This window comes from Proteinivorax hydrogeniformans (assembly GCF_040515995.1).
GTDB lineage: Bacteria > Bacillota > Proteinivoracia > Proteinivoracales > Proteinivoracaceae > Proteinivorax > Proteinivorax hydrogeniformans.
The window spans coordinates 321,633-335,105 of the sequence record NZ_CP159485.1 but is presented as its reverse complement, the minus strand read 5'-3'; the positions used below and the strand labels follow the sequence as shown (position 1 = coordinate 335,105).

General features: G+C 37.0%; 13 protein-coding genes. All 13 read right to left on the bottom strand.

Going from position 1 to position 13,473, the window contains the following annotated elements; genetic code table 11:
* Window positions 1-83: 83 nt before the first annotated feature.
* Window positions 84-905 carry a hypothetical protein gene (locus tag PRVXH_RS01705; protein WP_353893590.1) on the bottom strand — a complete coding sequence of 274 codons (822 nt, stop codon included), beginning with the start codon at window positions 903-905 and terminating at the stop codon, window positions 84-86.
* Window positions 906-1,103: 198 nt separating this feature from the next.
* Window positions 1,104-1,577, bottom strand: coding sequence for a hypothetical protein (locus PRVXH_RS01700; RefSeq protein WP_353893589.1), 474 nt, complete (start codon window positions 1,575-1,577; stop codon window positions 1,104-1,106).
* A gap of 174 nt (window positions 1,578-1,751) precedes the next feature.
* A complete protein-coding gene (locus tag PRVXH_RS01695) occupies window positions 1,752-2,594 on the bottom strand; it encodes a GIY-YIG nuclease family protein (RefSeq protein WP_353893588.1) in 843 nt (280 codons plus the stop codon).
* 243 nt (window positions 2,595-2,837) lie between these two features.
* Window positions 2,838-3,350, bottom strand: coding sequence for a type 1 glutamine amidotransferase domain-containing protein (locus PRVXH_RS01690; RefSeq protein ID WP_353893587.1), 513 nt, complete (start codon window positions 3,348-3,350; stop codon window positions 2,838-2,840).
* A gap of 221 nt (window positions 3,351-3,571) precedes the next feature.
* Window positions 3,572-4,723 carry an aldo/keto reductase gene (locus tag PRVXH_RS01685; protein ID WP_353893586.1) on the bottom strand — a complete coding sequence of 384 codons (1,152 nt, stop codon included), beginning with the start codon at window positions 4,721-4,723 and terminating at the stop codon, window positions 3,572-3,574.
* A gap of 1 nt (window position 4,724) precedes the next feature.
* Window positions 4,725-5,114 (bottom strand): MerR family transcriptional regulator, encoded by a 390-nt coding sequence (locus PRVXH_RS01680; protein ID WP_353893585.1) that lies wholly within the window; start codon window positions 5,112-5,114, stop codon window positions 4,725-4,727.
* 445 nt (window positions 5,115-5,559) lie between these two features.
* Window positions 5,560-6,141 (bottom strand): amino acid synthesis family protein, encoded by a 582-nt coding sequence (locus PRVXH_RS01675; protein ID WP_353893584.1) that lies wholly within the window; start codon window positions 6,139-6,141, stop codon window positions 5,560-5,562.
* 22 nt (window positions 6,142-6,163) lie between these two features.
* Window positions 6,164-6,997 carry a UPF0280 family protein gene (locus PRVXH_RS01670; protein WP_353893583.1) on the bottom strand — a complete coding sequence of 278 codons (834 nt, stop codon included), beginning with the start codon at window positions 6,995-6,997 and terminating at the stop codon, window positions 6,164-6,166.
* Between the two features lies 1 nt (window position 6,998).
* Window positions 6,999-8,513 (bottom strand): 4Fe-4S binding protein, encoded by a 1,515-nt coding sequence (locus PRVXH_RS01665; protein WP_353894527.1) that lies wholly within the window; start codon window positions 8,511-8,513, stop codon window positions 6,999-7,001.
* Window positions 8,514-8,524: 11 nt separating this feature from the next.
* Complete coding sequence (locus tag PRVXH_RS01660; protein WP_353893582.1) at window positions 8,525-9,691, bottom strand: amidohydrolase family protein; 1,167 nt, start codon at window positions 9,689-9,691, stop codon at window positions 8,525-8,527.
* Between the two features lie 25 nt (window positions 9,692-9,716).
* Window positions 9,717-10,583 (bottom strand): isocitrate lyase/PEP mutase family protein, encoded by an 867-nt coding sequence (locus PRVXH_RS01655; protein WP_353893581.1) that lies wholly within the window; start codon window positions 10,581-10,583, stop codon window positions 9,717-9,719.
* 289 nt (window positions 10,584-10,872) lie between these two features.
* Window positions 10,873-12,303 (bottom strand): glutamate mutase L, encoded by a 1,431-nt coding sequence (locus PRVXH_RS01650; protein WP_353893580.1) that lies wholly within the window; start codon window positions 12,301-12,303, stop codon window positions 10,873-10,875.
* A gap of 4 nt (window positions 12,304-12,307) precedes the next feature.
* Window positions 12,308-13,462, bottom strand: coding sequence for a PrpF domain-containing protein (locus PRVXH_RS01645; protein WP_353893579.1), 1,155 nt, complete (start codon window positions 13,460-13,462; stop codon window positions 12,308-12,310).
* Between the last annotated feature and the right edge of the window lie 11 nt (window positions 13,463-13,473).

The following is a 13,473-nucleotide window of genomic DNA, read 5'->3' as shown; positions in this document are numbered from 1 at the left end:
TTTTTTAGTATTCATCTCATATGCAATCCCAGGACACCGTTCCCATTTGAACAGCCTAACCCGGGTCTGTGTCCTAAAGAATATCAAAAGGGTAAAGGTATTGTTTCCCTTACCTCTATTTCTTCCTTTCTTTCATAAAATAGTCTATCAAGTTTTTCAAATATGTAGTTGTCACTAATTAAATTGTAACTGTCAGTTCCTAGGTTATCGTCTAATGATAAGTGTATTGATCTCTCACCTACTACCAAAACATAATAATCTAATTCGTCACCGCCATTTCTATAATATAACCTCATCACATACTTTCTTGTTCCAACTCCTATAAACGTTTCTTTTAATTCCATAGCAGCTAAATTATTATTAACCTGCTCTATTGTTTTATCATCCTCAACCTTAAGTTTCCTAACGATGTTTTTATCTTCCCTATCCGAAAGGTCACGAATTGTAATTTTTTCAATCTTTCTTTCTAAAACTTCTCCTGCTGCCACCTTAAAAGTGGTGTGTCTCGTTTGATCATACACAAATAAAAATACTATAGTTAAACTCAAAAATATAGAAAGCACCACTAAAAAAAATTGCTTTTTATTGCTGATAAGCAATAAACCTCTTGCAGCTGCTATCAACTTAGCTATAATACCTACTAAAGGAACCAATACAGAGAGAATTATCATTTCAAAATAATAATCAGTAAACAAAATAAAGATTGCTAAGCTTATCATTAAAATGCCAAGTAAAAAATTAAACAGCTTTTTTAATCCCCGAGCTTCTTCTTCTTGTCCTTCCTCCATTTTTGTGCCCAAAAAATAATTCATGCTTCTTTTTCTATTTACAAAAACATCAAACAACAAAATTACTCCGGATAATAATAAAGGAGCACCTGAAAAGAAATCTTGTAAACTAGGCAAGTTATCAACTCCTTTGCAATACAGTTGCCAATATCACGCAATTGCATTTACTATTTGCACCCCATTTTACCCCAATAGCAAGTTTGAATATAAATATCTATGTGCCTAAATATTTTTATATCTCTCTAAAAACACCACTTAAAAAGTGGTGTTTCTGCAAATAATAGGCACAAAATTCTCGTCCCCGTTTGCACAATCTTATTCATAATAAGGCAATTCATCTTCAGAAACTTTCTCAGCAGGAACGCCTTCAATTAAATCTAGCCCTACGCCACCGAGGTCAGCCTGAGTTTTATAATTAAAAAGTTTAGGAGATTTGATAATTCCATCCTTTACTCCTATATCAGCATAAATAACATCAACATAGGAGTTATCTGCAAGGTGAAAGCGGAAACTTGTAACTTGCACCCCCTCAGGTGCCACTTTGTTATTAACCTTGTAATCAAGACTTGTAATAGTAAGTAAGACATGATCTATTTTTTCTTTGTCTGCAATAACAAATTTCTCAGCATCTGATGTATCTGAATACCTAAACACCTCTAGCTGCTTAACATCATGGGTATCAAAGTCAAAAACTATCTTTTCATCCCCATTTTTTTCACACCCAACAAGGCCAATAAGCAAAGCGCTACAAAGGGCCAATACCATAAAACCCTTCTTAATTTTAACCAACGGCCAACCCTCCCGTTATTTACTTTTACTTAAACTTTCGTTGTAACTTCCACCCTTTTTGAAACTTTATATTCCCCTCTTGCCTGTAAAATAAAGGTCTATCCTAATAAATAGAGGAACTCCAGTATTGAAATATCAAAAGTCTTACCTTGCACTTACCTTGCCCCCTCAAATCTAATTAGAATTTAACCCAAACACTCTAGTTCCCAGCTTTTCTTTTGTTATCTGCTCAAGATGTATTACTTCTTCTTTTAAAGATGAGTTAGGAACAACGTTCAATATACTAAATCTGAATTTTTTATACCTTAATGGATCATCCTTTAACAGTTCAATTAGGATTTTGTTTCCACCATGCTTTGATTGAATATAATTACTCCATCTGCCCCATAACCCCTCTTTACCATAAGCGGATCCTATATATTGCTGCCCGGTAGTTGTGTCAAGTATTAGATACACCCCATACACATTTGAGAGCATCATTTTCCACTGCTTGTTCACATCTGGATGCATAACAATCTTTTCTAATTCATCAAAATCTAGAAGTACATTTTCATAACCTAAAAATGTTTTTGCATACCCTTCAGGTAATATTTCAATGATATCTTTATCAAGTCTTTTCTGACACCACGTTACCGTAGATCCTCCCCAATCAATAACCAATCTCTCTTCTAAATCAGCCAGAGAATTTTCTCTAATAAGATCATAGTGAAAGTACGGTCCTGGCCCCCAGTTTTCTAAGTCAATAATAGGATGAAGTATATCTGGAAGGTTCATAACCTGCTGCACTTTATTTACTTTATAGACACCTTGTAGTACTGCTTTTCTTCCTTCTGTAGCTCTAAACGAAATGATATATTCAGCATCCTTAAAAACTTCTGTCTTCTGATAGGATTGATATAATTCAAATTCCCCTAAATCAACAAGGACTTTTATTTCTTTCCTATTAGTCGTATGCCTAATCACTTTAATTTTTTTATGGTTAAATCCCTTTAATTTCAGAATATCAGCTAGTTGCATTTTATCTCCTCCCTCCTTAAGCCCAAGCGAAATACAATTCCTTTTATGCGAATCTTTTATGGCTTTTCAAACTTGATTATTTTTGTTTATACGCCTAACCTAAATTATAAAATATTTCCAAAATTTTATCAATGAATTAGGTTTCTGTATGTGAGATTAGTATGTTGTACAAAAAATGTCAGGTGACAGGAGTTTAACCTGTCACCTGACATTTTTGTGCGATGCTCTTAAGTTATCTTATTTTTACTCTTCTAACTTCCCAATAATTTCTTTACAAAATGCCGGCAGATCATCTGGCTTTCTTGATGTAACTAAATTACCATCTACAACTACTACCTCATCTAAAAATTTCCCTCCAGCGTTAATAACATCAACTTTAATTGAAGCCGCAGCGGTAGCTTTTTTGCCTTTTAATATATCTGCACTTGCTAACACCCATAAAGCATGGCAAATAGCTGCCACAACGCCTCCTTGGTCTGATATAACTTTAACTAAATTCACCATATCATTATCTCTGCGCATGTAGTCAGGTGCAAAACCACCGGGAACAATAACTGCATCAAAGTCCTTTGGATCAACATCTTTAGCAGCTACATCTTCTTTTGCAGAAAGGCCAGACTTTCCTTCATAGATACTTTTTCTACCGGTCCCTATGACTGTCACTTCATACCCAGCCTCAATCATACGATAGTATGGATACCAAAATTCTTGCTCATTGTACAAATCTTCTAAAAGCAAAGCCACTTTTTTTGACATGGTAACACTCCTTTAGAATATTGTCTAAAACAACCTTCTTTTTTTAATCCAAAAATCCTTCCTACTGTGAAAATTTGATACTTAATTTTTATAGCTCTTAAACGTAAATGGCAACAAGGTAGAAATGGATAGATAAAAATATTATATATAGTGAACAAGTCAATGGTTATGTTAATAAAACTGCATAGAGCCAAGGTCCCTGTCCCCTTGGCTCTATATTTTTAAATGCTGCTCTTTATTTCTTCTTTTATTTCCTGTATCTGATTTAACGATTTATCACTTTTTTGTACTGCTATTACTTGCTTATATAAAGCTGCCCCTTTTTTGTGCTCCATCAAGTTGTTCTCCAGACAATGCTCTAGCACATATATTAAATCTTGGGTAACGGTGACAATGTCTTTATTCAGTTGATTATCTAATATGTTAGACACATCTTCAGATACAGCTACCTTTAGCCATTCATCTTCCTTTCTTATAAAACGATCAATTTCATCTATAATATCTTTTTTTATACTACATTTTGCTGCCCTGCTATTTTCTAAAAGATGCTCTTTCTTTGTTGGCCCTATCAACGCTACTTCTATGCCTTCCTTGTGTATTACCCAACAAATGGCTAACTGGACCGGTGTAACCCCACAATTTTCGCTAATCTCTTTTAGCTTTTTGTATTTCCGTAGAGCTGACTTAAGCTTAGATCTTTTAAACTGTGGATCGATTGCCCTAATATCACCGGGTAAAAATTTAGTAGCATGATTTATTTCCCCCGATAAGATCCCTCTGCCAGTTACACTAAAACCCATTATGTCAAAGCCATACTTTTTATGAAGTGGATACAACTGCGTATAACTAGAGTTATTAATTACACTAATTTCTGATAAAACAGTAGATACATCCCCTACCTTTAAATATTCTAGCATTCTTCCCATAGGCAAATGACCTATACCGTAGCTTCTTATCAGCCCAGCTTCTTTAAGACTTTCCAAACCCTCTACTGTCTCTTCAACCGTTGTCTTTGGATCATCATAATGGATTTGATAAATATCTAAATAATCTGTGCCAAGCTTTTTTAGACTTTCCTTGCATGACGCAATAACATTCCTCTTGGATAGGTCTGGTATATTGCCTGCTACAAGACCAACCTTAGATGCTACTACAACCTCGTGTCTAAAAGGTGCAATAGCTTTTCCTAATATTTCTTCAGTACCCTCATAACTACTGGCGGTATCAAATACCTTTATCCCCTGAGTAAACGCCGTTTGAATTAAGTCTATACCTTGTTTTTCATTAATCTTACTCCCGTAAGCTCCACCCAATCCATAGCACCCAAACCCTATAGAAGAAAAAGGTAGTTTCGCCAGCTCTTTTCTGAGCATTTTATGACTCCTCCCCTTTTTTAAATTCTTCAATTTTGCAAAGCAACTTGTTTAAATGCCCCTTAACTTTTGCTAACTCCTTTTCTTTTTTTAATATATCGTCATGCTTTTTAGCAACTTCCTTTTGCAATTTATCAATTTCATCCTTATCTATATGCTGTGTATTAATTGCTTTATCTATTTTTTTATCTATAGCCATAACCTTTTTAATCTCAGACAAAGAAAACATCATCTCCTTCATACGCAGAACAAAGATCAAATCGTCAATATCCTTTTCGGTATAACACCTTCTATTGCCGACTCTCCCAGGAACAACTAACCCCAGCCTTTCGTAATACCTCAAAGTTTCAATATTAATTCTATACCTTTGAGACACTTCACCAATTAACATAAATAATCACCTCCTAGCTTTAGTATATAACCTGTACCTAACTACAGGTCAAGGAATTCTAAAAGAAAAAGCAGATAGTCCCATTGGGATTATCTGCTTTTTCTTTTAGGTGTTTCAACTCTGACTTAAACAAGTAGAAAATAGGGAATCAGAATATTAAAAGCGTGACTTCAAAATTCTGCGACTAAAGCAGAAAGTTAATGGGTATGTTAATAATAATTGGGACAAGGTTCCTGTCCCCTTGGCTCATTGCTGACTCCTTCTTTACTGTGGCCAGCTAACAGAGATGGTTATCGAAAACGATTTATTCTCCCTTAAAACGAGTTTGTTTCAAAATTTTGAACCAAACTCGTCTTTTTGAGTGAAAATTCTTTTCCTTTAGTGAAATCCAGTCAGATTTCAGTAGCCTCCTAAAATACTGGACTTCCAACAACCATATTAAATTCTATCTTAGTCCATCTTTGCCCTCTGCTTCTTCTATGGTTAATCCACCTACTCTTGGATGGGGTCTTCCACAATTGGTGACAGATAGTATTAGCACTAACTCATTATCTCTAGGAGCATCTGGTATGCTCACTTCCATAGCATCAAAATGAGTCCTTACATATGCAGCGTCTTTATAATGTAAAGGTACATCTATAGCTGCACCTGGGTATCCCATTTTTTTAGCCGATGGAATAATTGACTTTCCTCCAGCTAAACCAGCTCTGAAAGGTTTCCCTAACTTTGGATGCAACACTGCTGCAGCGTGCTCTAACTCGCCATTTCCTCCTACAATTGCCGCCTTACCATAATTTTGAGCCTCTGATTCATCTATGTTTGCAGCAGTTAAAGCTTTTTCTACCATTAAAGGAGCAATTTTTTCACTCCAATCTGCTAATTCTGACAGATCCTCTTGATATTTTCCTGCAAATGGATTTTCAATTACAACTGCCACCGATACTTTTTTTTGTGGGTTTCCTTCAATGGGTTTTTCTCCATCAATTTTAGGCTCTTCCACCCAAGTATAAAACTTTCTAATTTTCATTATCGTTTCCTACTTTTTAAAGTTAAATAGCCTTGATATCTATTTCATTAGGAATCTTAACCATATGTTTTCCAACAGCTATGAATACCCCTTGAATTACCTGCTTATTTAAAAGCTTTTCTGCGACGTCACAACCATTCATCAAAGCTTTAAGCTTCTCATCTTCCTGTAGGTTATTAGCTTTTAAGGTAACTAATTGCCCTGCTATATCTGTTTCACTATCAATTTCATCAGCGTAACATCTCACAATATTAGGCGAATTTACATCAGTACTATTAGCTACAAGTGTAGCACTAACATCAGCAGTAGCCGCATCACTAGCTAAAGTAACTGCTAAATCTGCTATCCCCTTGGAAAAACTTCTTCCACCTAACCCACTGGTGCAAACCCCTCTTATGTTAGCTTTAGGAGCTATGGTGACAATATAGCTAGGCTCGTTATTCCCTTTAAGCGGTATACCTACATTAATAGGGTTGTCCACATCTGTCAAAGCAATATCGCCACCATTGTTTACTATTATCCTTTGACAACCAAGCTCTAAAGCTTTTTCTAAAGCGATATCTGAAAAGGAGCCTGCAACAGCTGAAAGAGGAGTCATGAAGCTATCGCTACATTTTTCTACAGCCTTTAACATCTTCTGTAGTGCTATAGGGGCTTCTTCTATGGGTGCTTCAAGTTTTTTTTGCCCTTTAACATATGGTATATAATTAAGGGTTTTATGAAACTGCCCTAATACATGCTCTGCAACTTCTAAGGCCAAGTTTGGCTTTTTTTTATTATCTATAGATAAATCTAACACCATACGAATAGGACCTTGTTCAACATAAACTCTATCATCCTTGAGTTTTTCAATCATATTATTCACCTAGGTTGAATTTTTTATTAAGTTCCTCTCTTGTCATTATGTGGCCTTTGTGTCCACCAATCTCATCATACTTTTTACGGGTCATAGTGTACTCCACTGGTGCCACCGTTGCTGGTGTGGGAACCCATGTTGTAGCATCAGGAACCATTTTGCCAACATCAACCATGAAGTTTATACCACCGCCTGGAAGGACAAATGCTGGTGCTCCTCCCAATGTCATTAAAACTTCATCATTGTGAATAGCTTCGGTTAATTTCCGAGGCATGCTTGATACTCCTGCTCTAGCGCTTCCACCGGTTCCTCCTGTATATATAACTGAAACTGAAGATTGTTCACAGGTTTGAGCCATTATATTAGTAACTTCTTTTACATCTTCAGGCATAAGGATTTCTTTTACGCTACCATCGGATTGAACTTCTAAAACCGCTGCTTTTTGACCGGTGGTTTCAGTAACTAAGATTTTATAACCTGGTTTGGCTATATTCATATCTACATCAGCCACAGCATCTACAGGATCTGTTATATCAGTTCCACCCCAACCATGTCCCTGTTTACCAAAATACCTTCCTCTGGTACTTTTAACACCATTGGGAGTTACGCCGCTGTATTGCATTCCCACTTCTCCTCCAGCAAAATGCTCTGACAGTAAACCTATAACATGATAATCTAATATAATTGCTTCTTGTGCTACTTTTGACATATGAGTTGCAAACAAACCAATTGCCGCACTTCCACATCCAACTCTCATAAGCGTATCTGTTTTTCCATCGATAACTGGAAGCTGACCTTGTTGTAATTCTAGGGTACTTCCATCTTCAACCTTTAAAGTGACTTTTCTGGAGTTAGCCAAATCTACAATTGTCTTTGCTACTATAAATCCATCATTTCCATTACTTAATAAATTTGCGCCACCCACCGTCAGCATCTTAGAACCATATTCTTCAGTGGTAACCATTCCCACCACTTTACCATCTCTTTTTACTTTTGCGCCCTCTTCTCCTATATGCATATTAGTATCAATTTTTACTTTTACTCCGCTGTAGCTAAGGGGAGCTTCTGTAACTACAGTCACGACATCCACGTCATCTACTTTTTCTTGAACTATTGCAGGGGCAGGACGGCAACAAGGATAGGTACTTCCGCTACCAACTGCTGTAATTATAGGCTTATAAGGTAACTTCTCATTCGATTTCTTTGTTAAACTATCCACAACTAACTTTCTATTTCTAATGATTTCATTACGATCATTTACATATCTGGCGCACGCACCCGTCTTCCCTGGGGCAATGGCACAACTAACCGGACAATTTGTACAAGATAATGCGTCTGAAGACTGTTTTGAATCTTTCTCTATTGCATCAAACGGGCAAACTCTTACACATATTCCACAAGCTACACAATTTTCATTTGTATATGCTTTTTTGTCAACAACCTCAATTGCCTCTAGTGGACAGTTTTTAACACATATATTACAACCTTTACATTTATCTAAAATAATTGTAATAATTGTTATCCCCCCTATTTTTGAATTAGTTCCGCTGGAGTAGAAGCAGGCGGAGTATTTCTGCTCTTGGCAAATAACACTTCTCCATCAACTAAAGCCATTGATATTCCTGGTAAGTCCCCTTGCTCTAAAGCACCTAATGCATTTTTACCCATTGACCCTAGCGGTGTATCCATAATAACAATGTCTGCCTCTTTTCCTTCTTCTATGACCCCTACATCTAGTCCATATACTTTTGCTGTGTTTCCAGTAGCAAAGCAAATCGCTTCTTCAGCAGTTGCTTCGGTTTCCGCTGCTACATAAGCAAGTGTTCTCAAAATACCTAAAGGTATAACTCCCGAACCAGATGGAGAGTCGTTGCCCACAATAATTCTTTCTGTTTGCCCTTTATCTATTGCTTTATTAACAGTTTGCCTCAAGATTTTATAATTACCACATTGAACTATTTCTAATGCCATGTTGGTATTATCGATAATTTTTTCAACTTCTTCTAATGACACAGCTGTAGGCCCACCATTTATATGGGACACAACATCAGGGTCGGTTTTTATAACATCATCTGAAGTTATGGTACTGCTGCCAGGAATGGATGTTCCACCAGTATGCATCATTACTTTAAACCCATGCTTTTTTGCACATGCTACCAGTGGCGCTGCTTCCTCGGGGTCCTTTACCGAGCCGAGACCAACCTCACCAACTAGCCATACTCCTTCATTAGCCATTTCAATAAAGTCTTTTTCTGTAAGTCCTTTTTCTAAAATCACTGCACCTCCATGAAGCTTTACACCTCCTGGCCTTGCTTTTGAAGATTTATTTGCCAGTATAGCTAGTGCTTTCGCTCCTGATGGATTCTTAGGACGACCAGGTGTGTGTGGCTCTCCAGCAGAAATCATAGTGGTGACACCGCCATGAAGAGAGCTGTTAATAAAGCCCATTGTGTTTTGTCTTGGGGTATAATCTCCCAAAACAGGGTGGGCATGTGAATCAATAAATCCTGGGGCTACCGTTGTGTCTTTTGCATCTATAATTTTTTGGCAGTTAAATTGGTCTAACAACTCTTCGTTACCGATTTTTTTAATTTTACCATTTTGAACTATAATGGTACTTGCTTTTAATATGGGGTTATTTATATCTCCTGTAACTAAAACACCAATATTTTTAATTGCCAACGTAGTTACCATCTCTTCATCTCCCCTTGCATTTAGTTTATTCCTTCACAAACTTATCCTCTAAATCCGCAAAATCTCCTAAACCTACCAACTCATTAAACTCAGAAAATGTTATCATTTCATCGGTATAATTTTCAGTTGTTTTATCTGATTTAAGCTTGCTCATCAATCCGAACATTGCCTTTGCGTAAACATAAGTTGAAGCTGTTGGGTAAATAACCAACCCGTAACCTAAGTCTTGAAGCTGATCATTAGTCAAAAGAGGGGTTCTACCTCCTTCAACCATGTTAGCCAAGGTTGGGACGCTAAGCTCTTTGTGGATTCTTTCCATTTCCTCCTTTGTTTCTAATGACTCTACGAAAATAACATCCGCTCCTGCACTTTCATATGCTTTAGCTCTTTTAATCGCTTCATCTATACCATGTACTGTTCTTGCATCAGTCCTAGCTACAATAACCAATTCTTCATCTTTCCTAGCAGCTTTTGCCGCTTTTATTTTTCCTACCATCTCATCCATAGAAATTACTTTTCTGCCTAACATATGCCCACATCTTTTGGGCGCCACTTGATCCTCTAGCTGAACTCCTGCTACCCCTGCTGCTTCATACTCCTCAACAGTTCTCATTACTGTTATAGCATTGCCAAAACCTGTGTCAGCATCTGCTATAACTGGCACTTCAACAGCAGACACCATCTTCCTAGCTCTATCTAGCATTTCAGTCATACTTAATAGTCCAATGTCTGGTTTCCCCAACGCACTTGCCGCTTGTCCATATCCAGTCATATAAACTGCCTCAAAGCCTGTTTTTTCAATCACTCTAGCTGTTAAAGCGTCGTGAGCTCCTGGAGCTACCAAGATTTCTTCTGAATTCAATAGTTTTCTCAGTTGGGTCGTCTTTTTCATTCTGTTTAATTCCTCCTAATTTATTTTTGGTTATAGGCGATTCGCGATTGCTTATTTCACAACGCTTGATAAAAGACTTTTACATTTATAATTTCAAAAAAAATTGGGTTTCTACTGTTAAATGCACGGCCTTACTACCATTTAAAATGACATGCAGTTTATTTTAGTGCTGTGGTGTCCAAATGGGTCGGTCGGCACATAGACCGACCTCTTCTGCTAAAGTGGAGTTGGATTAGCTGATTCTTTTCTTAACAATAGTTAGATTGACATGCTATTTCGTTGAGTCACTTTAGCAATTACCTATTTTTTTATTAAATTGATTTATAAGAATATCAAAAGCGTATTCTTCATCCACTTGTGAAATTATTCCCCCTGTAAAAAGCAAGTAGTTTGAATCAATTAATACTTCAGGCTCCTTTGGCAAAAGGGAAGTTCCTTTATCTTTTAGTGCATTTTTTACTATATTTTTACAATCTTGTTGTGTTCTATTAGCAAAAATTCCTCCAACAGCAACTATGGTATCTACGTTTCGCAAATCTCTACCTACGGGCATTCCCGGTACTACACCTGTCACTGGGTCATGATAGGTTGATATATAACCGGCATGCCTTTTCAGTGCTATTTCTACTGCTGTCTCAGCTAGAAAAGTATCAAACTGATATTGTTGTTTGTCTTTAGGTATATGCTCGGGGTTTTCTTCCACTTCCTTACAATAGTCAATGAATGACTTTAATGTTTGTTCATCTGTTATTTGCCTTTTTTGCAATATACCTTTGGGATTAACTGTATCCAAAATACTCATAGCGCTAATTCGCATACCTAAATTGCCTTCAACTGTACGATAAGACACTTGTTTTTCGTTGCTAACTATTAAACCTATTTCTTCTGTTTTTAAATCTGCCAATCTTGGAACTACTGAATGTACATCGGTGGTTGCTCCGCCTAAGTCAACCACAATAATTTCTCCTAAACCTTTTTGTGAATATGTTCCTTTAGAAAGCAGCTCTGCTGCCATTAAAACCGCTCCAGGAGTAGGCATTATTTTATCGTTCGTTAGTTGATTTTGTAGCAAATTTACTCCTTGTGCTTGTGTTATTTGCTTTATAAACTCCTTGTGTATTACTTCCCTGGCTTCCTTGGCTTTTAATTGATGGATGGTCGGCATTATATTGGCTACTCTCACACAAGATATGTTCGCTTTTATTAATATTTGTTCCGCCTTCTTTTGAGCCGCAATATTGCCTGCTAACACAACTATTCCGTCTATTTTACAATCAGCTAGAAGCTGGGCATTCTCCAGCAACGAAGTTTCATCTCCAAAATCTGTTCCCCCTGCCAGCAAAATTATATCAGGGGCTGTCTCTTTTAATATTTGTATTCTGTAAGATGGGGGGTCTTCATTAGAAACTATTTCTAATATTTTAGCTCCTGAGTTCATTGCCACCTCTTTAGCAGCTTTTGCTGTTACCCTTGACATATATCCCATGGCAACCATTTTTAGACCACCTGCTGCACTGCTAGATGCTAAAATATTATCGACATCTATTTCACTTTCTGTGATTTTTTGTTTGATAAAATTTTGACCCTTTGCTATTCCTTGTTGAACGTTTTTAATTGTTGTTGGACTTTGCACACTGCAAACAAGCTTTTTTTTGCTAAATAGTCTCTGTTTTGTGTAAGTACTACCTATGTCAATTACCAAGTAATCAAATTTAGACATTTTATTACCCTCTTTTCGTTGTATAACAGTCCCCTTCCATTATTCTTCTTGCCGTCCTGTTAATTACCGCTTTGTTTAACTCCCATCCTTCTTTTGCTTTGCTAGCTGTTACATCAATTGTAATTACACCAGCAGGATGACCTATCCTTAAAACGTCTTGCCGGCCTCTGTTTTTGTCTTTCATAACTTCATTAACAACTGTTCCTTCAACTCTAGCCGCTGCTCCTGTACAAATTGTTGCAGTTCCAGCATATGTTTTGTGTACCACCTGCATAAACATAAGTCTAGATACAAAGTCCACCTCTGATTGGTCAATAGGCGTTCCTTTTGTAAAATCTTTATAATTTTGTGCCTCAGATACTAAAGCTAACATTGGAAAGGCTGGAACTTCATCCACTGCTTTCTCCCAACTGTCAACAAGTCCCATCATTGTTGCAGCTTTACCCCTGATTTCCTCTAATGTTTTCAACAGGCTTTTGTTTTCATCAATTTCAGCTGGTGTTTCTGTACCTTTCAGATTTAAGTCTTCAGCTTTTACAAAAACCATTGGATTTGCTGCATCCACTAACGACGCAGTGACTTGTCCATAATTTTGTACCGAAATTTTATCAACTACGTTGTCTGTTGGTAGTAACTTGCCAGTTTTTGAACCTTGAGTGTCGGAAAAATCTATAGCAATAGGTGCACCTGTTCCCGGAACTCCAGCAATACTGAAGTCACCTATCACTTTTGCTTTGCCATGATCCACTTCCACTTTTTCAACTAAAATTTTTCCTGTATTTGTATTATGCACTCTCACCGTTGTAACAGGTTTAACCGCATTAACATAACCTTCGTCAACTGCGAAAGGCGCAACTCCAGCAGAGATATTGCCACAGTTGCCAGAATAATCTATTTTAGGAGCTGTATACGAAACTTGTCCAAACGTATAGTCCACATCTGCATCTTCTCTAGACGAGGGGCCTATTATAGCAAGCTTGCTTGTCAATGGGTCTGCCCCCCCTAAACCATCTATTTGTCTTACATCTGGACTGCCAAATATTTTTAATATAAGCTTGTCCCGTTGTTTCTTGTCAGTAGGCAAATCCGAATCTTTGATGAATATTCCCTTACTTGTACCTGCCCTCATTATCACGACTTTAGTGTTATGTTGTTCCACTACTTATCACC

What these genes read in the sequence shown, in the direction of transcription:
- PRVXH_RS01650 (WP_353893580.1), bottom strand. Translation starts at nt 12,303, where the DNA reads ATGTCTAAATTTGATTACTTGGTAATTGACATAGGTAGTACTTACACA.
- PRVXH_RS01660 (WP_353893582.1), bottom strand. Translation starts at nt 9,691, where the DNA reads ATGGTAACTACGTTGGCAATTAAAAATATTGGTGTTTTAGTTACAGGA.
- PRVXH_RS01690 (WP_353893587.1), bottom strand. Translation starts at nt 3,350, where the DNA reads ATGTCAAAAAAAGTGGCTTTGCTTTTAGAAGATTTGTACAATGAGCAA.
- PRVXH_RS01680 (WP_353893585.1), bottom strand. Translation starts at nt 5,114, where the DNA reads ATGTTAATTGGTGAAGTGTCTCAAAGGTATAGAATTAATATTGAAACT.
- PRVXH_RS01685 (WP_353893586.1), bottom strand. Translation starts at nt 4,723, where the DNA reads ATGCTCAGAAAAGAGCTGGCGAAACTACCTTTTTCTTCTATAGGGTTT.
- PRVXH_RS01655 (WP_353893581.1), bottom strand. Translation starts at nt 10,583, where the DNA reads ATGAAAAAGACGACCCAACTGAGAAAACTATTGAATTCAGAAGAAATC.
- PRVXH_RS01695 (WP_353893588.1), bottom strand. Translation starts at nt 2,594, where the DNA reads ATGCAACTAGCTGATATTCTGAAATTAAAGGGATTTAACCATAAAAAA.
- PRVXH_RS01675 (WP_353893584.1), bottom strand. Translation starts at nt 6,141, where the DNA reads ATGAAAATTAGAAAGTTTTATACTTGGGTGGAAGAGCCTAAAATTGAT.
- PRVXH_RS01670 (WP_353893583.1), bottom strand. Translation starts at nt 6,997, where the DNA reads ATGATTGAAAAACTCAAGGATGATAGAGTTTATGTTGAACAAGGTCCT.